The sequence below is a fragment of the Pseudomonas brassicacearum genome (genome assembly GCF_918698105.1).
GTDB lineage: Bacteria > Pseudomonadota > Gammaproteobacteria > Pseudomonadales > Pseudomonadaceae > Aquipseudomonas > Aquipseudomonas brassicacearum_F.
This window is the reverse complement of sequence record NZ_CAKKMI010000037.1, coordinates 18347-41628: the sequence shown is the minus strand read 5'-3', so window position 1 is coordinate 41628 and position 23282 is coordinate 18347. Positions and strand designations below refer to the sequence as shown.

The window sequence follows — 23282 nt, the reverse complement described above, 5'->3', positions numbered from 1 at the left end:
TGCCTGAGTTTGCGACTGGCCTTGTGGGCAGACGATATAAATTCTTGGATTGCCGAAGGTTGTTTCGGCGGCGTGTAGTTTTACTACAAATCGTCGACCGTTTCAGCCTTTCGAATGTATAGACGAGTAGTAAAACTACACATGAGCGGCTTATGGCCCCTCGTTTCGTTGTGAGAATAATCGTTACTGTTGGTCTTTAGCCAACTCGAACAGGTAAAAACTTGATGCCGGCTGCCAATAAAATCAGATTTTCAGCTATTTATCATCTTTGTTCGACAGTCGATCAGGTAGTGTCTTTCGAAAAAACACTACATCCAGCCTCCCCCGCGCCGATCAAGGATAGACCATGAGCCTGCCCTCGCTTGCCGAACTACCGGCCATTCTCCAGTCATTGGTCAGTCGTGCCGAGCAGTCGTTCCGTGCGGTGGTCGCCTTGCTCGACGACGACCACGGGCTGTCGGCCTGGACCCCGCAGCGCTGGGAGGCGTTCAACCGTATTGCCGCTGCCAGCGACTTTGTCATCGAGCAGAGTCTCCGTGACCCGGTGATGCTGCTGGAGCTGGTGCGCAGCGGCGAACTGGACCGCAGCCTGGCGCCCGGTGAAATGCGCGCGCAGATTGCCGCCGCCGTGCAGGCCGCCGAAACCGAAGACGAACTGGGCCGCGTCCTGCGCCGCCAGCGCACCCGCCAGCAGGTGCGGATCATCTGGCGCGACCTGACCCGCCAGGCCGACCTGGTCCAGACCTGCCGCGACCTCTCGGACATGGCCGACACCTGCATCGACCAGGCGTATCAATGGTTGTACCAGCGCCTCAGCCAGCAATTCGGCACACCCACCGGACGCCGCAGCGGCGAGCCGCAGCAGATGGTCATCCTGGGCATGGGCAAGCTGGGAGCCGTGGAGCTGAACCTGTCGTCGGACATCGACCTGATCTTCGCCTACCCCGAGGGCGGCGAAACCGTTGGCGTCAAGCGACCGCTGGATAACCAGGAATTCTTCATCCGTGTCGGCCAGCGCCTGATCAAGGCCCTGGACCCGATGACCGTCGACGGGTTTGTGTTCCGCGTCGACATGCGCCTGCGCCCCTACGGCTCGGCCGGGGCGCTGGTGCTGAGCTTCAATGCCCTGGAACAGTATTACCAGGACCAGGGCCGCGACTGGGAACGCTACGCCATGATCAAGGCGCGGGTGGTGGCGGGTGACCAGGTGGCGGGTGCGCAATTGCTCGACATGCTGCGCCCGTTCGTCTATCGCCGTTACCTGGATTTTTCCGCCATCGAAGCGCTGCGCACCATGAAACAGCTGATCCAGCAGGAGGTGCGGCGCAAGGGCATGGCCGACAACATCAAGCTGGGCTCGGGCGGCATTCGTGAGGTGGAGTTCATTGCCCAGGCGTTCCAGCTGATCCATGGCGGCCGCGACCTGAGCTTGCAACAGCGTCCGCTGCTCAAGGTGTTGGAGACCCTGGAAGGCCAGGGCTATCTGCCGGCCAAGGTGATCGACGAGCTGCGCCAAGGCTACGAATTCCTGCGTTATACCGAACATGCGATCCAGGCCATTGCCGACCGCCAGACCCAGATGTTGCCGGACAACCCGCAGGACCAGGCGCGCATTGCGTTCATGCTGGGGTTTGCCGACTGGTCGGCCTTTCACCAGCAATTGATGTACTGGCGCGGCCGTGTGGCCTGGCATTTCGGCCAGGTCATCGCCGACCCGGATGAAGAGGCGGGTGGCGAAAGCGAAGTGGTGGTGGGCGGCGAATGGTTGCCGTTGTGGGAAGACAGCCAGGATGAAGAGGCGGCGTGTCGTCAGTTGGAAGAGGGCGGCTTCGTCGATGCACCCAAAGCCCTCAAGGCCTTGGCCGCCCTGCGCGGCAGCCCGCAACTGCGCGCCATGCAGCGCCTGGGGCGCGAGCGTCTGGATGCCTTCATTCCACGCCTGTTGGCCCAGGCCGTGGAACATGCCGATCCAGACCTGGTGCTGGAGCGGGTGCTGCCCTTGGTCGAGGCGGTGGCCCGCCGTTCGGCCTACCTGGTGCTGTTGACGGAAAACCCCGGCGCCCTGCGTCGTTTGTTGACGTTGTGCGCGGCGAGCCCGTGGATTGCTGAACAAATCACCCGTTTCCCCTTGCTGCTCGATGAGTTGCTCAACGAGGGCCGGCTGTTCAAGCCGCCCTTGGCGCCGGAGTTGGCGGCGGAGTTGCGTGAGCGCCTGACGCGCATCCCCGAGGATGACCTTGAGCAACAAATGGAGGCGCTGCGGCATTTCAAGCTGGCGCACCGCCTGCGGGTCGCCGCCTCGGAAATCGCCGGCAGCCTGCCGCTGATGAAAGTCAGCGATTACCTGACCTGGCTGGCCGAGGCGATTCTCGAACAAGTGCTGGCCCTGGCCTGGCGCCAGACGGTGGCCAAGCACGGCGTGCCATTGCGCACCGATGGCAGCCTGTGCGATCCGGGCTTCATTATTGTCGGTTATGGGAAAGTCGGCGGGCTGGAATTGGGGCATGGTTCCGACCTGGACCTGGTGTTCATCCACGATGGCGACCCGCATGCGGAAACCGACGGCCCAAAACCCATCGACGGCGCGCAGTTCTTCACCCGGCTCGGCCAGCGGATCATTCACCTGTTGACCGCCCAGACCAACTCCGGGCAGCTGTATGAAGTGGATATGCGCCTGCGGCCATCCGGGGCGTCGGGGTTGCTGGTCAGTTCCCTCGGGGCGTTTGCCCGTTACCAGGAGAACGAAGCCTGGACCTGGGAGCATCAGGCGTTGGTGCGGGCGCGGGTGCTGGTGGGCAGCCAGGACGTGGGCCAGGCGTTCGAGAAAGTCCGCGCCCAGGTGCTGGGGCGCAAGCGTGACTTGCCGACGCTGCGCCAGGAGGTCAGCGAGATGCGCGCCAAGATGCGCGACAATCTTGGCAGCAAGGCCACCGCCGCCGGGACCGCGCCGAACGCCTTCGAGGCCTCGGCGCCCTTCGACCTCAAGCAGGATGCCGGAGGTATCGTCGATATTGAATTTATGGTGCAATACGCGGCCCTGGCGTGGTCCGAGGAACACCCGTCGCTGGTGCGCTACACCGATAACATCCGCATTCTGGACGGGTTGCAGGAGGTCGGGCTGATGCGGGCCGAAGATGCCACGCTGTTGCGCGAAGCCTACAAAGCCTACCGCTCCGCCGCTCACCGCCAGGCCTTGCAGAAGGATGCCGGGGTGATCCCGGGCGACCAGTTCGTGGATGAGCGTCGGCAGGTGCTGCGGATCTGGCAGGAGCTGGGGCTGAGCTGAGTATTGAATGAATGTGGGAGCGAGCCTGCTCGCGAAGGCGGTGGGTCAGGCGACAGTGATGTTGAATTGGCTGGCCTCATCGCGAGCAAGCTCGCTCCCACAGTGGATTTGCGGTGTTGCACCGTGCTGGAAACTTATGCAGAACCCCTGTGGGAGCGAGCCTGCTTGCGATAGCGGAGTGTCAGTCGGCATCTATGTTGAATGTGACGGCCCCTTCGCGAGCAAGCCCCCTCCCACAGTGGATCTGCGGTGTTGCACCGTGCTGGAAACTTATGCAGAACCCTTGTGGGAGCGAGCCTGCTCGCGATAGCGGAGTGTCAGGCAGCATTGATGTCGAGTGTGCCGGCCTCTTCGCGAGCAAGCTCGGTCCCACAGTGGATTTGCGGTGTTGCACCGTGCTGGAAACTTATGCAGAACCCTTGTGGGAGCGAGCTTGCTCGCGATAGCGGAGTGTCAGGCGACATAGATGTTGAATGTGCCGGCCCCTTCGCGAGCAAGCCCCCTCCCACAGTTGATGGGTGGTGTGTTGTAGATTAGGGCAACAGGCAACGACCTAAGCCACAGTGATTCTCGAGGCGGGGAGGCGTAGGCCTCCCCGTATCGCTTTTGGAAAGCACATGAATATTCTGATCGTTGGGCCCAGTTGGGTCGGTGACATGGTGATGGCGCAGACACTGTTCCAGTGCCTGAAGCAGCGTCATCCGCAGTGCGAAATCGACGTCCTGGCCCCCGAATGGAGCCGGCCGATCCTTGAACGCATGCCCGAGGTACGCAAGGCCTTGAGCTTCCCGCTCGGCCACGGCGTGCTGGAGCTGGCGACCCGTCGGCGCATCGGCAAATCCCTGGCCGGTCAGTACGACCAGGCGATCCTGCTGCCCAATTCGTTGAAATCGGCGCTGGTGCCGTTCTTCGCCGGCATTCCCAAGCGCACCGGCTGGCGTGGCGAGTTTCGCTACGGCCTGCTCAACGACGTGCGCACGCTGGACAAAGAACGATATCCGCTGATGATCGAGCGCTTCATGGCCCTGGCCTATGAGCCTGGGACCGAGTTGCCCAAGCCGTATCCACGACCGAGCCTGCAGATCGACCCGATCACCCGCGAAGCGGCGCTGGCCAAGTTCGGCCTGAGCCTGGACCGTCCGGTATTGGCCCTGTGTCCGGGGGCCGAGTTCGGTGAGTCCAAGCGCTGGCCGGCGGAGCATTACGCTCAGGTTGCCGAGGCGAAGATTCGCGAAGGCTGGCAGGTCTGGCTGTTCGGCTCGAAGAAAGATCATCCGGTGGGCGAGGACATTCGCTCGCGACTGATCCCGGGCTTTCGGGAAGAGTCGGTGAACCTCAGCGGCGACACGTCCCTGGCCGAGGCGATCGACCTGTTGTCCTGCGCCGATTCGGTGGTCTCCAACGACTCCGGCCTGATGCACGTGGCCGCGGCCCTGAATCGCCCATTGGTGGCGGTCTACGGTTCCACTTCGCCGGGCTTTACGCCACCGCTGGCGGACAAGGTCGAAGTCGTGCGCCTGGGCATCGAATGCAGCCCGTGCTTCGACCGCACCTGTCGCTTCGGTCATTACAATTGCCTGCGCCAGCTCATGCCGTCGTCGGTGAACGAGGCCCTGGAGCGTTTGCAGGGCACACCCGTGGAGGTTCGGTAACTTGCGGGTATTGCTGATCAAGACCTCTTCGCTGGGAGATGTGGTCCACACCCTGCCGGCGCTGACCGACGCGGCGCGGGCGATTCCGGGCATCAAGTTCGATTGGGTGGTGGAAGAAGGCTTCGCCGAAATCCCCTCCTGGCACCCGGCCGTGGGCAAAGTCATTGCGGTAGCGATCCGTCGTTGGCGCAAGAACCTCTGGCAAACCATCAAGAGTGGCGAATGGCGACGCTTCAAGCAGAGCGTGCGCGCCGAAAAGTACGATCTGGTCATCGACGCCCAGGGTCTGCTGAAAAGCGCCTGGCTGACCCGCTACGTCAAGGCCCCGGTGGCTGGTCTGGATAAAGATTCGGCGCGTGAGCCCCTGGCGGCGCGCTTTTATTCCCGGCGTCTGGCGGTGGCTCGCGGTCAGCATGCGGTCGAGCGCGTACGGCAGCTATTTGCCCTGGCGCTGGGTTATGACTTGCCGCAGACGCTGGGTAGCTATGGCCTCAGCGTCGACCGATTGGTGGAGTTGCCACGCCCTTATCCTTATGTGGTGTTCCTGCACGGCACGACCTGGGAGTCCAAGCATTGGCCCGAACTTTACTGGCGCCAGCTCACCGAGCGCATGGGCCAGTTCGGCGTGGTCGTCAAACTGCCGTGGGGCAACCCGGCCGAGAAGGCCCGGGCCGAACGTATTGCCAGTGGGCTGCGCAACGCCTTGGTACTGCCGAAGCTGAACCTCGGCGGGATGGGCAAGGTGCTTGCCGGGGCCCAGGCTTGTGTGGCCGTGGACACCGGTCTCGGTCATCTGGCCGCGGCCCTGGACGTGCCGACCATTTCGCTGCTTGGCCCGACCAATCCGGTGCTGACCGGCGCCTACGGCAAGGGCCAGATTCACCTCGCCAGTGATTTTCCTTGCGCGCCGTGCATGCAGAAGCAATGCACTTACCCGCCGACCGCCGAAGATGCCCGGCGGTTTGACCTGAAACGCGAGCAGCCCCTGTGCTTCACGCGTCTGAACCCCGAGCGTGTTGCCAGCCACCTGAGCACGTTATTGGCTGAGGAGCCGCGCTGATGCAATTGGCTTTTGTCCTTTATAAGTACTTCCCCTTCGGTGGCCTGCAGCGTGACTTCATGCGCATCGCCCTGGAATGCCAGCGACGCGGTCACCAGATCCGCGTCTACACGCTGATCTGGGAAGGTGACGTGCCGCCCGGCTTCGAAGTGCTGGTGGCGCCGGTCAAGGCGCTGTTCAATCATCGCCGCAACGAGAAGCTCAGTGCGTGGATGGAGGCCGACCTGGCCAAGCGCCCGGTGGACCGCTTGATCGGCTTCAACAAAATGCCCGGCCTGGACGTGTACTACGCCGCCGACGGCTGCTTTGAAGACAAGGCGCAGAACCTGCGCAATTCGCTGTACCGGCGCTGGGGCCGCTACCGGCATTTCGCCGAGTACGAACGGGCAGTCTTCGCCAAGGACGCCAAGACCGACGTGCTGATGATTTCCGAAGTCCAGCAGCCACTGTTCATCAAGCACTACGGCACGCCGCTCGAGCGCTTTCACCTGCTGCCGCCGGGCATCGCCCAGGACCGGCGGCGGCCCGCCGACGCCGACCAGATCCGCGCGGCGTTCCGGGCTGAATTCGAGCTGGCCGATGACGACCTGCTGCTGGTGCAGATCGGTTCCGGGTTCAAGACCAAGGGCGTGGATCGCAGCCTCAAGGCCCTGGCCGCGCTGCCCGCCGAATTGAGAAAACGCACCCGGCTATTTGTAATCGGCCAGGACGACCCCAAGGTATTCCAATTGCAGAGCGCCGCACTGGGGCTCGGTGACAACGTGCGCTTCCTCAAGGGCCGCAGCGACATCCCGCGTTTCCTGCTGGGCGCCGACCTGTTGATCCATCCGGCGTACAACGAGAACACCGGCACCGTATTGCTCGAAGCGCTGGTGGCCGGGTTGCCGGTGCTGGTCAGCGCGGTGTGTGGGTACGCCCATTACATCGCCGAGGCCGACAGTGGCCTGGTGCTGGATGAGCCATTCGAACAAGCACAGCTCACCGAGTACCTGGGGCGCATGTTGAACGATGCCGATGCCCGGGCGACCTGGAGCCGCAACGGTCTGGCCTTCGCCGAGACGGCCGACCTCTACAGCATGCCGCAGCACGCGGCCGATGTGATATTGGCGGAGCACGCACAATGAAGTTGATGCTGGCCGAACCGTTCAAGAGCCTTTGGGCCGGGCGCGATGCGTTCGCCGAAGTCGAGGCGCTCAAGGGCGAGGTCTATCGCGAACTGGAAGCCCGGCGCACCTTGCGCACGGAGGTGGACGGTCGCGGTTTTTTCGTGAAGATCCACCGCGGCATCGGTTGGGGCGAGATCTTCAAGAACCTGTTCACCGCCAAGCTGCCGGTACTCGGCGCCGGGCAGGAATGGAAAGCCATCCAGCGTTTGCAGGAAGTCGGCGTGCCGACCATGACCGCCGTTGCCTACGGCGAGAAGGGCAGCAACCCGGCGGACCAGCACTCGTTCATCGTCACCGAAGAGCTGGCGCCGACCGTCAGCCTCGAAGACTTCAGCATCGACTGGGTCAAGCAGCCGCCACAACCGGCACTCAAGCGTGCCCTGATCGCCGAAGTGGCGCGCATGACCGGCATGATGCACCGCGCCGGGGTCAACCATCGTGACTGCTACATCTGCCACTTCCTGCTGCACACCGACAAGCCGGTGACACCTGCCGATTTCAAGCTTTCGGTGATCGACCTGCACCGCGCCCAGACCCGTCCAGCCATTACCACTCGCTGGCGCAACAAGGACCTGGCGGCGCTGTATTTCTCGGCGCTGGACATCGGCCTGACCCGCCGCGACAAGCTGCGTTTCCTCAAGGGCTATTTCCAGCAGCCACTGCGCCGGATCCTCGCCGAAGAGGCGTCCTTGCTGGCCTGGCTCGAAGGCAAGGCCAACAAGCTGTATGCCCGCAAGCAGCGATACGGGGACGCGCTCTGATGTCAGGCTGGAAACTGGAACCGGCCTACGCCGACCTGGCGCAGGATTTCGGCAGCCTCGAGGCGGTGTTCGCCTTGCAAGGGGAGCGTTTGACCCGTGATCCGTTGTCAGAGGTGATCCGGGTGCAGCGAAACGGCGTGAATTACTACGTCAAGCGCTACGTCGGGGCCGGTAAAGGCTTGCGGCGCTACCTGGGCAAGCCGCGGGTCAAGTCTGAATGGCAGAACCTCAAGCGCTTCGCCAAATGGGGCATTCCCACCGCCGAAGTCGTGGGCTGGGGTTTGGAACGAAGCGGCGCGACCTATGCCCGTGGCGCGCTGATCACTCGCGAACTGCCGCATACCGAAGACCTTTCGGCCCTGGCCGACCGTCACGATCCGCGGCTGGCCGACCGCGCCTGGGTCGACAACGTGAGCCGGCAACTGGCCGGCTATACGCGAACCATGCACGATCATCGTTTCACCCATAACGACCTGAAGTGGCGCAACCTGTTGATCGATGACCGCTCGCGGCTGTTCCTGATCGACTGCCCGAACGGCGACTTCTGGCGCGGTTTCTGGCTCAAGTACCGCATCACCAAGGATCTGGCGTGCCTGGATAAAGTGGCCAAATACCATTTGTCGGCCACGCAGCGCCTGCGTTTTTACCTGCAATACCGCCAGCGCGACCGTCTCGATGCGTGCGACAAGAAACGCATCCGTCACGTGGTGAGATTTTTCGAGGGGCGTGAATGACTGATTTTCTGGCCGCTGAAGACCGGGCGTTGTTGCAACGTCATGGCCTGGACAGCTTCGAGGCCTTGTGGGCGAGGGAGCTGGACGCGGTGGACGAACCCAACACCTCGGGTGACGGCTGGAGCAGTGTGTTCCGGTTGGACCTGGAGGGGCAGGGTTATTACCTCAAGCGCCAGAGCAATTACCTGACCCGGACCTTGTCCCACCCGTTTGGCGAGCCAAGCTTCTCCCGGGAGTTTCGCAACATCAGCCGCTATCGCCAACTGGGCATTCCCGCCCTGCAAGCGGTGTTCTATGGTCAGCGCAAGGTGAACGGCGAGGTGCGGGCGATCCTGCTGACCCGTGCCCTGGACGGCTGGGATGACCTGGATTCGCTGGTGCAGCGCTGGTCGAGCCTGACGGCGGCGCAACGCACCACCATCCTCAAGGCCTGTGGTTTGCTGGCTCGACGCCTGCACGGCATGCATCAGGTGCACGGCTGCTTCTATCCAAAACACATCTTCCTGCAAGCCACCGCCGACGGCTTCCAGGCGCAATTGATCGACCTGGAAAAGACCCGGCCGTTATTGTTCGGCCTGCGGGATCGGGTCAAGGACCTGGAGCCTTTGCTGCGGCGCGCCTCTGTCTGGAGTGATGCCGATGTGCGCCAGTTGTTGTCCAGTTATCTGGACCAGCCGCTCGACAGTGGACTGGTCGACCGCTGGATGACCCGTCTGAACGCCCGGCGTAGCCACAAGGAAGCCCGTTGATGCATTTGTCCGAATTGAAGAATGCCGGCCGCAGCCCCAGCCTGCCCCTGAGCCTGGAATTGGCCGATGCCGCCGGCCCGGCGAAGTTGCAGCTGCTTTCGCTGTTGCGGGTGTTGCCGGGGCAGCGCTATGTCGGCGCGGGCGTCTGGCGTGGCCGGCCGGTGTTGGCCAAATTATTGGTGGGCAACAAGGCCGCCCGGCATTTCCAGCGCGAATTGCAAGGCGTGCGCCTGCTGGCAGCGCAGGGGCTGACCACGCCGTTGTTGCTGGCCGATGGCCTGAAAGAGGGTGAAGGCGGTTGGTTGTTGTTCGAATTGCTCGAAGGCGCCGAGAGCCTGGGGGATGCCTGGAAACAGGTCGAACAGCTGCCATTGCTGGCCGACGAACAGACGGCGGTGCTGGCCGAAGCCCTGGGCGCTATCGCGCAATTGCACAGCAAAGGCCTGTGGCAGGAAGACCTGCACCTGGACAATCTGCTGCGTCACGACGGCAAGCTCTACTTGATCGACGGCGCCGGCATCCGCGCTGAAACCCCAGGCCAACCGTTGTCGCGGCAGAAAGTATTGGAAAACCTGGGCGTATTTTTCGCCCAGCTTCCCAAAACCCTCCAGCCGTTCAATGAAGAACTGTTGGTGTATTACCTGCTGGGCAACGCCGAACACGCGCTGCCCATGGAAGCGCTGCAAAAACAGATCGACAAGGTGCAAGCCTGGCGCCTGAAGGATTTCCTCGAAAAAGTCGGGCGCGAGTGCAGCCTGTTCAGCGTGCGGCGCGGGCCGTTCGGCCTGCGGGCGATCCGTCGTGATGAAGAGGCGGCCATGATGCCGGTGCTGGAGCAGGCCGATGCCTTGCTGGACCAGGGCCACCTGTACAAGACCGGCGGCGCGGCCAGTGTCGGTAAAGTCGAGGTGAACGGTCGTCCCTTGGTGATCAAGCGCTACAACATCAAGAACTTTGCCCATTGGCTCAAGCGCTTCTGGCGCCCGAGCCGCGCCTGGCATTCCTGGCGCGAAGGCCATCGCCTGGCCTTTCTCGGCATCGCCACGCCCAAGCCCCTGGCACTGCTGGAAAAGCGCTTCCTGTGGCTGCGCCGTGGCGCTTACCTGGTTACCGAACACCTGGCGGGCCCGGACATCATCGAGCGCTTCGGCCCTTACGTGCAAAACGGTGACGCCCCCGAGACGGAATTGCTGGCGCTGGATCGCTTGTTCGCCGACCTGATCCGCGAGCGTATCAGCCATGGTGATTTGAAGGGCCACAACCTGTTCTGGCAGCACGACCGCTGGGCACTGATCGACCTCGACTCGATGTGCCAACACCGCACCCACGCCAGCTTCGCCCCGGCCTACGCCCGGGATCGCGCGCGGTTCATGCGTAATTGGCCGCAGGACAGTGCGCTGTATCGGGTGATCGATGAGCGGTTGCCCAAGGAAGCCGATAGCACGCCATCTGTCTTGTAACCGATCGTCGCGGCCAGAAATTGCTCCCGCTGGGCTGCGCCCGTAGGAGCTGTGTAGGAGCCGTGTAGGAGCTGTAGAGTGCAACGAGGCTGCGATCTTCCCCCAGACACTTGAATCCCAAGCGAAAGATCAAAAGATCAAAACATCGCAGGCTTCGCCAGCTCCTACAGAGTCGAGCGGCAAAGCCCACAAGCTCCCCACTCACCGCTAGAGGCTTAAGATCGCTTTTAAGCTATAATCCCGCCCTTTAGCTGCCCCGCACCCCTGGTGCGCGGCACATCCATTTTTCGCGGCGCTTGTCGCCCGTATGCAGACATAAGAGGCTAGACCCTGTGGCATTGACGATTCTTGGCCTGTCCGGCGCCCTTAGCCATGATCCTTCCGCCGCGCTGTACATTGACGGCAAGCTGATCGCGGCGGCCGAGGAAGAGCGCTTCGTACGCGATAAACATGCAAAGAACCGCATGCCCTACGAATCGGCGAAGTTCTGCCTGGAACAGGCCGGCATCAAGCCTTCCGATGTCGATGTGGTGGCGATCCCCTTCGCCCCGATCAGCCTGTTCGGCGAGGCGCGCTGGCACTACGCCAAGCGTTATTGGTACGCCCCGGACCGGGCCCTCGACGCGATCCTGATGGGCAACCGTCGCTACAAACGCTATCGCCGCAAGATCGTCTGGTGCCTGGAGCAACTGGGCTTCGATCCGAAAAAGATCAAGATCGAGCCGGTCGAGCATCACCTGGCCCACGCCTCCAGCGCCTACCACTGCTCGGGCTTCCAGGAAAAAACGGCGATCCTGGGCATCGACGGCAAGGGCGAATATGCCACGACCTTCTTTGGTTACGGCGAAAACGGCAAGATCCACAAGATCAAGGAGTTTTTCGATCCGGACTCTCTGGGTGGCCTGTACGGTGCGATCACCGAGTTCCTCGGTTTTGAAATGCTCGACGGCGAGTTCAAGGTCATGGGCATGGCGCCCTACGGCGATGCCACCAAGTACGATTTCTCGCGCCTGGCCTCGTTCGAAAACGGCGAGCTGGTGATCAACACCGACTACGCCAACGTGATCGGCCTGCGTCGTTATAAAGAGAAGGGCAAGGGTTTCTACTTCTCGCCGAAGCTGATCGAATGGCTCGGCCCGAAACGTGAAGGCGACATTGCCGACGAGCCGTACATTCACTACGCGGCGAGCATGCAGGCGCTGTTCGAGAAGCTTGCGCTGCAAATGATCGACCACTACCTGGGCGACGTGCTCAAGGAAACCGGCAAGCTGGCCTTCGCCGGCGGCTGTGCGCTGAACGTCAAGCTGAACCAGAAAATCATCGCCCGGGACGACGTCAAGGAGCTGTTCGTGCAACCGGCTTCCGGCGACGCCGGTACGGCGGTGGGTGCGGCGGCTTATGTGTCCCACGCCCGTGGCGTGCCGGTAGAGAAGATGGAACACGTCTACCTCGGCCCGGCCTACAGCAACGAAGATGTGATCGCCGCGTGCGCCCGTCATCCGAGCAAGCCTGCGTGGCGCAAGATCGACAACACCCCCGAGCGCATCGCCAAGATCATGGTCGACGGCAACCCGGTGGCCTGGTTCCAGGGGCGCATGGAGTTTGGTCCGCGTGCCTTGGGCGGTCGCTCGATCATCGGTTGCCCAAGCGCCAGTGGCGTGGCCGATCGGATCAACGAACAGATCAAGTTCCGCGAACGCTGGAGGCCTTTCTGCCCGTCGATGCTCGACACCGTTGCGCCGCTGATGATCAAGGTCGACCACCCGGCGCCATTCATGACCTTCACCTTCGAAGTGGCCGAAGAATGGAAAACCCGCGTGCCGGAAGTCGTCCATGAAGACGGCACGTCCCGGGCCCAGGTGCTCAAGCGCGAATACAACCCGCGTTACTACGACATGATGAAGGCCCTGGAAGTCCTGACCGGCAACGGCGTGTCGCTGAACACCTCGCTCAACCGTCGTGGCGAACCGATGATCTGCTCGCCGACCGATGCGCTGAACATGTTCTTCGGTTCCGATCTGCAATACTTGATCATGGAAGACATCCTGGTGGTCAAAGACGGCGTGGACGCTTATGACACGCTCGGCTGAGCGACATGTGCTGCAGTTCTGCCACGGTTATGACGGGCCGTTCCTGGACTGCGCCCGTCAGTACGCCAGCCTGTTCGCGGGCACTGGCTATCGCGTGACCACGGTGTTTCTCACCGGAGCGGCGGATGCGCAAGTTGCCGCCGCTTGTGGCTCGGACGAGGTGCTGTTCATGGAGTACCGCTCCAGCGCCATTCGTGGCCTGAAGCTGGGCGCCATCAGCGACCTGCGCAAGATTGCCGCCTCGCGCAATTTCAGTTTCTGCATTGCCCATCGCTTCAAGCCGATCTACATCGTCCTGCTCGGCACTCGCCTGCCGGTGATCGGCGTTCATCATGCCTTCGGTGACTACAAGCGGCGTACCCGCCGGTTGTTCGCCCATGTTTTTCGTAAACGCCTGAGCCTGCTCGGGGTTTCCGATGCGGTGCGTGACGACATGCGCCGCTGCCTGCCGAAATGGCCGGCTGCCCGGATCCAGACCCTCTACAACCGCATCGACCTCGACGCCACGCAGGCCAGCCTGGTCTCCCGCGAGGAGGCGCGGCATACCCTGGGGCTGGACGCACATGCCTGGATTGTCGGTAATGTCGGGCGCCTGCACCCGGACAAGGACCAGGCCACGCTGCTGCGCGGCTTTGCTGCGGCGCTGGCGTATCTGCCGGCCAACAGCCAGTTGGCGATTCTCGGTGAGGGGCGTCGGGAGCGGGAGCTTCGGGCATTGGCGCTGGAGCTGGGCATTGCCGACCGTGTGCTGTTACTCGGCCAAGTGCCCGAGGCGCGCCGTTATTTCCGCGCGTTCGATGTGTTTGCCCTGAGTTCCGACCATGAGCCGTTTGGCATGGTGCTGCTCGAAGCCATGGCTGCCGGCGTACCGTTGCTGGCCACTGCTTGCGGTGGCGCCAAGGAAGTGGTCGAAGGCGTCGGCATCCTGTTTCCGCAGGGTGACGCAGAGCACATGGCCCAGGGGCTGCAACACCTGGCGGCCATGGACGATCTGCAGCGTCGCCAATGCGCCGAGCTGATGCTCGAGCGCTTGCGCGAACGTTTCTCGGATCGCGCCGTACGCGAGGCATTCTGGCGTTTGCCCCAAGTCACCGAATTGGCGCCGAGGGCCTGATGTTCAATCGATTCCAAGGCTGGCGTGAGCGCGGCTGGACAGCCGTAGACGCGTCGATTTATGCCCAGGCCTGGCAACGGTTTGGCGGCAGCGTGGCGACCCATCCCAAGGTGGTCGAGCGCCTGGCGGCCCTGGCCGGGATCCCCGTGCGTTACCTGGCGTTCGAGCAGGACGGCGAGCTCAAGGCGGCCATACCGACCTGGGGCCGTGACCTGGCGTTGTCCAAGGACGTGCTCAAGCGCAGCGGCAAGAAAGGGTTGTTCGACCTGGGCAATGCCGAGCTGATCCTGCCGGCAGCGCCGGATGCACAGGCGCCGTTGCGTCATCGCGGGCGCTATCTGTCGGCCCTCAACGAGGGGCGCTTCAGTGGCTTGAAGTTGCAGCAGGAACAACTGGCCATGGCCCGCACGCCGGAAGAGCTGTCCAAGAAGTTTCGCTACAACCAGCGCCGTGAGCTGCGCTTGCTGGAAGAGGCGGGCGGCGTGGTGCGGCCGGTCGGCGAGTTTTCCAGTGCCGAGCTGGCTTCGATCTACTGCGACCTGTTCCTGCGTCGCTGGGGCTTTGCCGCCACCGGTGCCGAGCGCATGGGCGAGGTGATCGAGTTGCTGCGTGAATGGCTGATCGGTTCGGTGATCTTCCTCAACGATGCGCCGATTGCCATCCAGTTGGTATATCGCGTCGAAGCGCCCGAGTGGATCAGCGTCGAGTACATCAACGGTGGCGTTGACCCACAGACTCGCGAATTCAGCCCCGGCAGTGTGTTGAGCTTTCTCAACACCCAAAGCGCCTGGGAACATGCCCGTGCCGCTGGCAAGCCGTTGCGTTTCTCGTTCGGCCGGGCGGACCGCGAATACAAGGACCGTTGGTGCAACCCCGTGCCGGTGTTTACCGTATGAACCCACCGATGAGTCGCAAGCAACAGTTGCTCCGGCGCCACCGTCGCAACAAGCGCGTGGGGCTGCTGCTGGCCCTCATCGTGCTGGTCTTGCTGGGTGTGGCCGTGGCCTGGTGGCTGCCCCTGGTGCTGGCGGTGCTGGGCTGGATCGCCCATGAAGCATGGTTCGCCGATCATCTGTTCTACTCGCCCAGGGAGGATTACCAGTACAGCTTCCCACCGTTCACCCAGCAACCCAAGGTGCACCTCAACGCCGGGCGGCTGCGGCTGGACGACGGCGTGATTCTGGACGATGGCGCGACGCTGATTCTCGCGTTGCGAGTCAAGAGCACCTGGCTGGGGCGCTTCATCGATCCGGTTGTCGAATTGTCGGGCGGTGAAAGGGACCTGCAAACCTTCGAGCGCGGGGTCAACGGCCTGCGCTATCTCAATCTCAGCGAGCAGGGCGCCGCGTTGTCCCGGGGCGAGCTGCGCCTGCGCGGACGCTTCTGCCGTTTGCTGGGCGAGCCGACGTTATGGTCCTTCACGGCGCCGCCAGTGCAGCGCCAGCGGGTGATGGTCATCGCTCCCCACGCCGATGATGCGGAGCTGGCTGCCTACGGTTTGTACAGCCAGGCTGACGAAGCCTGGATCGTCACGCTGACCGCTGGTGAAATCGAAGCCGAGCATTATCAGCAGATGGGGCTGGACCGCGTCGAAGCGGCGCGGCTCAAGGGCCGTTTGCGTGCCTGGGACAGCATTGCTGTACCGCGTTGGGCCGGGGTGCCTGAAGCGCATTGCGTGCAGCTGGGTTACTTCTGTCTGCAACTGGCGGCCATGCAGGCGGCGCCGAGCCAACCCCAAGGTTCTCGCGAGGCTGACCTGAGCGATACCCGGCTGTTCCGTCAGTTGAACCCGTTCCTGCTGCCTGGCGATGCCGACGGCGCGCCGACCTGGAACAACCTGTTGGCGGACCTGCGTGAACTGCTGCTCAAGGCACGTCCCGAGGTCATCGTGTTGCCGCATCCGACCCTGGATCCGCACCCGGACCATCTCTGCGCCCATCATGCCGTCCTGCAAGCCCTCGAGGGCCTGGAGTGGCAACCGACCACGCTGTTGGGCTATGCCAATCACCTGCACGACAATGACCGTTGGCCCATGGGGCATGCCGGGGAAGGCGTGGCGTTGCCGCCGGTCTTTGATTCCGGTCAGTTGATGCAACCCCTGAGCTTGCCCGTATCATCGGTTGCCCAGCGGGACAAGGCCATGGCGCTGGGCATGATGCATGACCTGCAACCGCGTGCGCCTCTGAAACGCCGGTTGAGGCGATGGATACAATATGTCCTGACTCGTAGAGTGAGGTCTGTTTATGGCGAGAACGATTTTTTCCGCAAAGCGGTCAGGCGTCACGAGCTCCTCTGGCTGCTGACACCTGCGAAACACAGGTAACACGTAAATGACGCATAACCACCTCCAGCGTCCTTCGTCCTTGATGAATGTGAGCTTGCTGTGATCAATCCATGCCCGCGTATTCTTTTTATCATTCCGTATTTCGGACGCTGGCCGTTCTGGATGCCCTTGTTTCTCGAAAGTTGCCGGCGTAACGCTGATATTGATTGGCTGTTGTTCAGTGATTGCGGTGTTCCGGAAAATCTTCCACCGAACGTAACGGTCGAAAGCACCACGTTCGAGGCCTATTGCCAGCTGGTTTCCCGGCGATTGAAGATCGAATTCAGGCCGAAACAGCCCTACAAGCTGTGTGATATCAAGCCTGCCCTCGGGTACATTCATAGCGATCGTCTCGACGGCTATGACTTTTGGGCTTTTGGCGATATCGACCTGGTGTACGGTGATCTTCGGCAGTATTTCACCGCTGAACGCCTGGCCGGCCGTGACGTGTTCTCCACCCATGAGCGACGTGTCGCTGGCCATTTGTGCTTGATACGCAACACGGCCCGTGCACGGGAAGTGTTCAAGCTGATCAAACACTGGAAAGAACGTTTTACCGATGATCAGCACCACGCGTTGGACGAAGGCGCGTTCAGCCGTATTTTCCTGTGGCGCAAGAATTTTCCCGAGCCGCTGTTTACCCTGGTGGGTAAATTCAATCCATGGCGTCGACGCAGTGAGTTCACAGAAGCGTTCAGCACGCCGGGTGGTTGCATAAAGTGGCATGACGGTTCAGAGAATTTCCCCCTTCGCTGGTACTGGCGTAATGGTCGCCTGACGAATGATCGGGATGGGGATCGCGTTTTCCCCTATTTTCATTTCGTCTGCTGGAAGCGCAACGAGTGGTCGGCCCTGCCCGAGCCAGATCCTGCCGAGATACAACGGCTGGCGACATCGCCTGCCTGGATGATTGATGCGGCGGGTTTGCACCAAGGAGAATTATGAGTCAGCGGTTGAAGGTGCTGCAGCTGCAGCCGGATTACAACGTTAAACAGCATGACTTCGCCGATCTTGCGGAACAGATCGTCAAGGCCCTGCCCAGTGAACGCTACGAGGTGACAGCGGCTTTTTTAAGAGGTCGCCCGGGGCCTGGCGAAGCCGTCAGTCGGGCGGACCGTTCGGTTTATTTCGAATTTTCCGACAAGGCGCTCAAGGGAATGCGCCTTCGCGCGATGTGGCAGTTGTACCAGTTCTGCCGCCGGGAAAAATTCGATGTAGTCGTGTGCAATCGTTTCAAACCCGTCAACATGATGCTGCAGCTCAATCGATGGTTGAAAGTCCCGCTGTGCATCGGCATTTCCCACGGGTTCGGGGAATATGACCGGTTTTATCGCCGCCGCCAGACGCAGCGGCTGGTGGATCGCCACTGGCGATTTGTCGGCGTATCGCCGGCCGTCAAGCAGTATCTGCTGGACTGTCGTTGCGGTTTTACCGATCCCAATACCTACGCCATCACCAACGCCATTGATATCGAACAGGCTGAAGCCTTGCAGCACTCGCGTGAGCGCGCCCGTGAACTGTTGGGTATCAGCCCTTCGGTGAGGCTGGTGGGTGCCTTGGGTCGGTTGGTTCCGGTCAAGGGGCATACATACCTGCTGCAAGCCTTTGCCGCGCTCAAGGATAAATACCCTTCGGCCCAACTGGCGATCATCGGCGCCGGACGGGAGGAGTCCCGGTTGGCGGCGCAGATCGAACAGTTGGGCCTGAAGGATCGCGCCCACCTGTTGGGCTTCAAGGAAAACGCTCTGCAATATGTGAGGGCGTTCGATATCTGGACCATGCCCTCCCTGGCCGAAGGCTTGGGCCTGGCGCTGCTGGAAGGCATGAGTGGACATCTGCCGGTGATCGCTTCGGACGTACCGGCCATGTTGCCATTGATTGAGGGGGCCGGTGGCCTGGCGGTGACGCCCGCCGATGTGCCGAGCCTGATAACGGCACTCGACACTTACCTGGGGCTTTCTGACATCGAGCTCAAGGCTTGTGGCGAGCGCGCCTATCGGTACCTTGTGGAGCAGCACGACATCGAAGTATTCCGTCGGCAATACCTTGAGTTGATCGAGACCGGCCTGAATGAAGCCAAGAAGGAACAGCCATGAGTGCCGCGCAACCTGTCGTAAGCGTGATCATCGCGTCTTATAACCATGGCCGCTACATTGAGGAATGCATCCTCAGTGTGCTGGAACAGACCTATCCGAACATAGAGTTGCTGGTCATCGATGATGGCTCCACGGATGACAGCGTCGAACGTATCCAGCGCTTGCAGGTGGTCCACGGCTTCGACTTTCGAGTCCAGCAGAACCAGGGGCTGACCAATACGCTGAATGAAGCCATCGTCCGCTGCCGAGGCAGTCTGATCGTGCCGTTTGGTTCCGACGACATTATGCTGCCAGAGCGGATTGCCGTTCAGGTGGCCTACATGGACGGCAAGCCCGAGGTCGGTATCTGTGCGGGGAATATCGAACTGATCGATGCGGACGGGAATCTTTTCCCCGAGAGTCGTCAGAATCGCGAGGTACCTTTCCGGCGCCTGGATTTCGAAGACATGTTCATGGAGCGCAAACCCTACCCGCCGGCACCGACCCTGATGATTCGTCGCGAGGCGCTGGAGAAGGTGGGTGGGTTCGATCCGCAGATTCGCCTGGAAGACCTGTTGATCGAGCTTAAAGTGACCCGGGCCGGTTATTTCATCGATGGCCTGAGCGTCTTGATGGCACGCTATCGCAAGCACGCGACCAACTCCTACAAGAACCATCGGTTCATGACCGACAGTATCCTGCGCACCTATGCCTTGTTCAGCGATCATCCGCTTTATGAACAGGTGCGCTACAAGTTCCTCAATTCCATGTTCCTGAAAACGTCCAACCGCGACCACACATTCGCTCGCGAATTATTGGCACAGATTCCTTTCAGGGCCTGGAACAAGAAAACCTGGCGAGGCCTGGGTCGCCTGTTTTTTTGTCCGCTGGAAAAACACTGAGCCGCCGATCGGCGGCTCCGAAAAAGACCGGGGCCGCTGCATTCATTGCTGAAGAGCGGCCTGGGCTAGAAGATTGACGTTCGAAGGGGAGGCATCATGCCCGAGCTGGGCTGCTCCCCGACAAAATACGCTTTTGCAAGTTATCGACTTCCGGTTTTGAGGCAACCATGGCGTAACCGCCAAGCAGCGCCTCGAGGTGTTGTTCGAAAAGCCAGCCGTAATCTTCCTTGTAGCGCTGCATGTGGCGCAGATTGCGCTGGCGAAGCGCGTTCCTGAGGGAGGACGGATAGAGATGCAGGTCGGCTACATCGATCAGGCCGAATTCACCGCTTTCCAATACCAGCACATTGCCCAGGTGCAGCGAGCGAAAGTAAACGCCTCGCTCGTGCAATTGCGCCATGAATTTACCGAAACGCTCGACCAGGGCGTGGCGCTCCGCGGGCGTAGAAGTCGCTTGCAGCGCCTGGCGCAAGGTCATCCCTGGCAGGGGAACGTAGTGCACCGCGCTGCTACCGTCCTTGAGATGGTACACGTGAAGGATTGTCGGGCTCGGTATCCCCAGGTTTCGCAATTGCTGGCTGTGTACCGCAAAACGCTCGGAATAAGGATTGAAGCCGCCCGAGGTGAACCAGCGGCGTGCCCGAAACAGTTTGAGAAAGTCTCCCCCTTCCAGGCGCAGGACTTTGGGTCCCAGGCCATCGGACTCGATGACCTGGGCTCCCGCGGTAAGGCTATCCAGGGCTTGCGGTGTCAGTCGTTGCACTGGCGTGACCAGCAAGCGCCTGGCGCGGTAATTGATGCTCAAGGCGGCGATCAGGGCCAGGGGGATCCACAGCAGGAACCAATGCTCCTTCGGCCGGGAAAGAATACCTCCACCTTCAGTCAGCCCCGCTGCCATGCCATATACCAGCCAGGTGGAAGCGACTACCAGCAAGGGCTGGGCCCGATAACGCCAGCTGCTCAGCAAACCCCAGGCCTGGAAAAAAATCCATGGAAGAAAGCCAATAATCCCGACGTAGTACAGGACGCCGAGGGCGAAGTTATGGGGTTCTCCGAGCATTCGTCCTATGCCTGGATCAACAACAAGATCTGCGCCATAGCCGTGGCCGATCCATGGCTGCTCGGCGATCTTTTTCAATACTATCTGCCAGATCTCAAACCGGTAGGAGTCTCCGCGGGCGAGGATCATCTGGTTAAACAATACACTTGTGAGGCCGCCGCCAATGATCAGGAGACCACACAGGACAATCGAGCGACGATCCCAGCAAAGGATGCCTATCCAGATGGCGGCGGCGCACAATGCGACCAAGGGAGTCCTTGAGCCAGTCGCGACGACTGCGGTGAACATGACCAGGGCCGCAGGGACACTCAGCCAGAAAATGTGGCGATTTTTCCAGAGCATGCTCAGGCTTAACCAGTAAACGCAAAAGAACCCGTACAGGTGTGAGGCGAGCAGTGGATTGTCGAAGGCGCCGCCGCCGATCAGTCGCATCCCCGGTCGGTAGACCTGGGTAAACACATACAAATTGTAGAGCGTGGCGACCAGGGCGACCGTCGCCGCGCCGAACAGCAGAGGGTGGAGCAGGTCGCTGCGATAGCGCACCAGCAGATAGGAGCCGACGAACAAGAATGTGGTATGCAACGTGATCTTGATCGGACGCGAGATATCTTCGCTCCCGGGTGTCCACAACAAGCTGATCAGCGCCCACCCCGCGAACATCAGGAGCGCGATGAAAATCGGCTCGCGGATCAGTTCCTTCAGCACGCTCGGCCTCAGGCACAGGGCTATCAGGGCCGGGATGCTGAACAAGCCATAGAATAATTTATGGTGTTGGCTGCGCCCCGGCAGAAAGAACAGGGCGCACAGAAGCAGCAGGAAACCAAGCGGAAGAATCCACTGGCAGATGAAGTCGAAGACTCTATGGGACGTGGCGGCGTGCTTGGATAACATGCTTAGGAATTCATTCCTGAAATCGGTTGGCCATTCGGGGTGATGGCTTTTTGGTGTTTTGCAGACGCATAACAATAACAGCCTTAGCGGTTTGCCAGAACACTGGAGAAGCTGTGTTAAAGTCAGCGTCCTTTTTATCGACATTCGCGTGATATGGCCGACTCCAGTCTTCCCGAAAGCCCTTCGAGCTTGAAAATCTATTTCCGCCTGCTTGGCTACGTGAAGCCCTACATAGGCTTGTTCGGGCTGAGTATCATCGGGTTCCTGATTTTCGCTTCCACCCAGCCGATGCTTGGCTACATCCTCAAGTATTTCGTCGACGGCCTCTCCAATCCGAACGCGGTACTGTTCCCGACGGTCCCTTACCTGCGCGACCTGCAGTTATTGCAGGCCGTGCCGCTGCTGATCATCGTCATTGCCGCCTGGCAGGGATTGGGCTCGTATCTGGGCAATTATTTCCTGGCCAAGGTTTCGTTGGGGCTGGTACACGACTTGCGGGTGCAGTTGTTCAACAACCTGCTGACCCTGCCCAATCGCTATTTCGACAAACATAACTCGGGCCACCTGATTTCCCGTATCACGTTTAACGTGACCATGGTGACGGGGGCGGCAACGGATGCGATCAAGGTCGTTATCCGTGAAGGCATGACCGTGATCTTCCTGTTCGCTTCACTGTTGTTCATGAACTGGCGCCTGACCCTGGTGATGGTGGCGATCCTGCCATTGATTGCGCTCATGGTCCGCACCGCGAGCAAGAAGTTTCGCAAGCAGAGCAAGAAAATCCAGGTCGCGATGGGGGATGTGACCCATGTTGCCTCCGAAACCATCCAGAGTTATCGCGTCGTGCGCAGTTTCGGTGGCGAGGTCTACGAGCAGAAACGCTTCCTCCAGGCCAGCCAGGGCAATACCGACAAGCAGTTGCGCATGACCCGTACCGGAGCGATCTACACGCCGGTGTTGCAACTGGTGATTTACAGCGCCATGTCTGTCCTGATGTTCCTCGTCTTGTATTTGCGTGGAGATGCCTCGGCGGGCGACATGGTGGCCTACATTACCTTGGCCGGTCTGCTACCCAAGCCGATTCGCCAGCTGTCGGAAGTCAGTTCCACCATCCAGAAAGGCGTGGCGGGGGCCGAAAGCATCTTTGAGCAGTTGGATGTCAAGCCGGAAACCGATACCGGTACCATCGAGCGTGATGCTGTCAGCGGGCGGCTGGATGTGCGCCATCTGAGCTTCACCTACCCGGACACCGACCGGCAGGTACTGAACGACATCAGCTTCTCGGTCGAGCCTGGGCAGATGGTTGCCTTGGTGGGGCGTTCGGGCAGCGGTAAATCGACCCTGGCTAACCTGATCCCGCGTTTCTACCACCATGACCAAGGCGAAATACTGCTCGACGGTGTTGAAATCGAACAGTACAAGCTATTGAACCTGCGCCGTCATATTGCCCAGGTGACCCAGCATGTCACGCTGTTCAGCGACACAGTGGCCAACAACATCGCGTATGGCGACCTGGCCGGTGCGCCACGGGTCGATATCGAGAAGGCAGCCCAAGATGCCTATGCCATGGACTTCATCAGGCAGCTGCCGCAAGGCCTGGACACCCAGGTCGGGGAAAACGGCGTGTTGCTCTCCGGCGGTCAACGCCAGCGCCTGGCCATTGCCCGGGCCTTGTTGAAAAACGCCCCACTGTTGATTCTAGACGAGGCGACTTCCGCACTGGATACCGAGTCCGAACGGCACATCCAGGCTGCGCTGGACCAAGTGATGAAAGGCCGTACGACCCTGGTGATAGCCCACCGTCTTTCGACCATCGAAAAAGCCGACCTGATCCTAGTGATGGATCAGGGGCGTATTGTCGAGCGCGGGACCCATGGGGAACTCCTGGCACAAAACGGTTATTACGCACGCCTGAACGCCATGGGGCTGGACACTCCGGCCCAGGATATCGCCTGAATA

At 61.1% G+C, this 23282-nt stretch carries 17 protein-coding genes; 16 read left to right on the top strand and 1 reads right to left on the bottom strand.

Going from position 1 to position 23282, the window contains the following annotated elements; all coding sequences use genetic code 11:
- The first annotated feature begins 346 nt into the window (after positions 1 to 346).
- The 15 genes from glnE to LQ215_RS16070 all read left to right on the top strand — a co-directional run bounded on the left by glnE (position 347) and on the right by LQ215_RS16070 (position 19372).
- Positions 347 to 3286 carry a bifunctional [glutamate--ammonia ligase]-adenylyl-L-tyrosine phosphorylase/[glutamate--ammonia-ligase] adenylyltransferase gene (glnE, locus tag LQ215_RS16140; RefSeq protein ID WP_230151352.1) on the top strand — a complete coding sequence of 980 codons (2940 nt, stop codon included), beginning with the start codon at positions 347 to 349 and terminating at the stop codon, positions 3284 to 3286.
- A gap of 617 nt (positions 3287 to 3903) precedes the next feature.
- Complete coding sequence (waaF, locus tag LQ215_RS16135) at positions 3904 to 4938, top strand: lipopolysaccharide heptosyltransferase II (RefSeq protein ID WP_230151350.1); 1035 nt, start codon at positions 3904 to 3906, stop codon at positions 4936 to 4938.
- Position 4939: 1 nt separating this feature from the next.
- Positions 4940 to 5998 (top strand): lipopolysaccharide heptosyltransferase I, encoded by a 1059-nt coding sequence (waaC, locus tag LQ215_RS16130; RefSeq protein ID WP_230151348.1) that lies wholly within the window; start codon positions 4940 to 4942, stop codon positions 5996 to 5998.
- A complete protein-coding gene (locus tag LQ215_RS16125) occupies positions 5998 to 7122 on the top strand; it encodes a glycosyltransferase family 4 protein (protein WP_230151345.1) in 1125 nt (374 codons plus the stop codon). The genes waaC and LQ215_RS16125 overlap by 1 nt, the downstream gene beginning before the upstream one ends.
- Complete coding sequence (rfaP, locus tag LQ215_RS16120; RefSeq protein ID WP_003197105.1) at positions 7119 to 7925, top strand: lipopolysaccharide core heptose(I) kinase RfaP; 807 nt, start codon at positions 7119 to 7121, stop codon at positions 7923 to 7925. Before LQ215_RS16125 ends, rfaP begins: the two co-directional genes overlap by 4 nt.
- Complete coding sequence (locus LQ215_RS16115) at positions 7925 to 8659, top strand: lipopolysaccharide kinase InaA family protein (protein WP_230151343.1); 735 nt, start codon at positions 7925 to 7927, stop codon at positions 8657 to 8659. The genes rfaP and LQ215_RS16115 overlap by 1 nt, the downstream gene beginning before the upstream one ends.
- Positions 8656 to 9408, top strand: coding sequence for a lipopolysaccharide kinase InaA family protein (locus LQ215_RS16110; protein ID WP_230151341.1), 753 nt, complete (start codon positions 8656 to 8658; stop codon positions 9406 to 9408). Before LQ215_RS16115 ends, LQ215_RS16110 begins: the two co-directional genes overlap by 4 nt.
- The gene (locus LQ215_RS16105) at positions 9408 to 10868 is read left to right on the top strand and encodes a lipopolysaccharide kinase InaA family protein (protein ID WP_230151339.1); all 1461 of its coding nucleotides are present in this window, start codon (positions 9408 to 9410) and stop codon (positions 10866 to 10868) included. The genes LQ215_RS16110 and LQ215_RS16105 overlap by 1 nt, the downstream gene beginning before the upstream one ends.
- Positions 10869 to 11200: 332 nt before the next feature.
- Positions 11201 to 12958: a carbamoyltransferase family protein gene (locus LQ215_RS16100; protein WP_230151337.1), complete on the top strand. Its 1758-nt coding sequence runs from the start codon at positions 11201 to 11203 to the stop codon at positions 12956 to 12958.
- A complete protein-coding gene (locus tag LQ215_RS16095) occupies positions 12942 to 14072 on the top strand; it encodes a glycosyltransferase (RefSeq protein WP_230151336.1) in 1131 nt (376 codons plus the stop codon). Before LQ215_RS16100 ends, LQ215_RS16095 begins: the two co-directional genes overlap by 17 nt.
- The gene (locus tag LQ215_RS16090) at positions 14072 to 14968 is read left to right on the top strand and encodes an antimicrobial resistance protein Mig-14 (RefSeq protein WP_230151334.1); all 897 of its coding nucleotides are present in this window, start codon (positions 14072 to 14074) and stop codon (positions 14966 to 14968) included. The genes LQ215_RS16095 and LQ215_RS16090 overlap by 1 nt, the downstream gene beginning before the upstream one ends.
- An 8-nt stretch (positions 14969 to 14976) precedes the next feature.
- Positions 14977 to 16395, top strand: a complete 1419-nt coding sequence (locus LQ215_RS16085) for a PIG-L deacetylase family protein (protein ID WP_230151331.1) — start codon at positions 14977 to 14979, stop codon at positions 16393 to 16395.
- A gap of 60 nt (positions 16396 to 16455) precedes the next feature.
- On the top strand, positions 16456 to 17340 hold the full coding sequence (locus LQ215_RS16080) for a DUF6625 family protein (protein ID WP_230151329.1): 885 nt from the start codon (positions 16456 to 16458) through the stop codon (positions 17338 to 17340).
- Complete coding sequence (locus LQ215_RS16075; protein ID WP_230151327.1) at positions 17337 to 18491, top strand: glycosyltransferase family 4 protein; 1155 nt, start codon at positions 17337 to 17339, stop codon at positions 18489 to 18491. Before LQ215_RS16080 ends, LQ215_RS16075 begins: the two co-directional genes overlap by 4 nt.
- The gene (locus tag LQ215_RS16070; protein ID WP_230151326.1) at positions 18488 to 19372 is read left to right on the top strand and encodes a glycosyltransferase; all 885 of its coding nucleotides are present in this window, start codon (positions 18488 to 18490) and stop codon (positions 19370 to 19372) included. Before LQ215_RS16075 ends, LQ215_RS16070 begins: the two co-directional genes overlap by 4 nt.
- Before the next feature lie 94 nt (positions 19373 to 19466).
- Here the strand turns inward: LQ215_RS16070 and LQ215_RS16065 are convergent, their stop codons facing one another.
- Positions 19467 to 21323 carry a bifunctional O-antigen ligase/aminoglycoside phosphotransferase family protein gene (locus LQ215_RS16065; protein ID WP_230151324.1) on the bottom strand — a complete coding sequence of 619 codons (1857 nt, stop codon included), beginning with the start codon at positions 21321 to 21323 and terminating at the stop codon, positions 19467 to 19469.
- 153 nt (positions 21324 to 21476) lie between these two features.
- Between LQ215_RS16065 and msbA the strand changes: the two genes are divergently transcribed.
- A complete protein-coding gene (msbA, locus tag LQ215_RS16060; RefSeq protein ID WP_230151323.1) occupies positions 21477 to 23279 on the top strand; it encodes a lipid A export permease/ATP-binding protein MsbA in 1803 nt (600 codons plus the stop codon).
- Positions 23280 to 23282 lie beyond the last annotated feature (3 nt).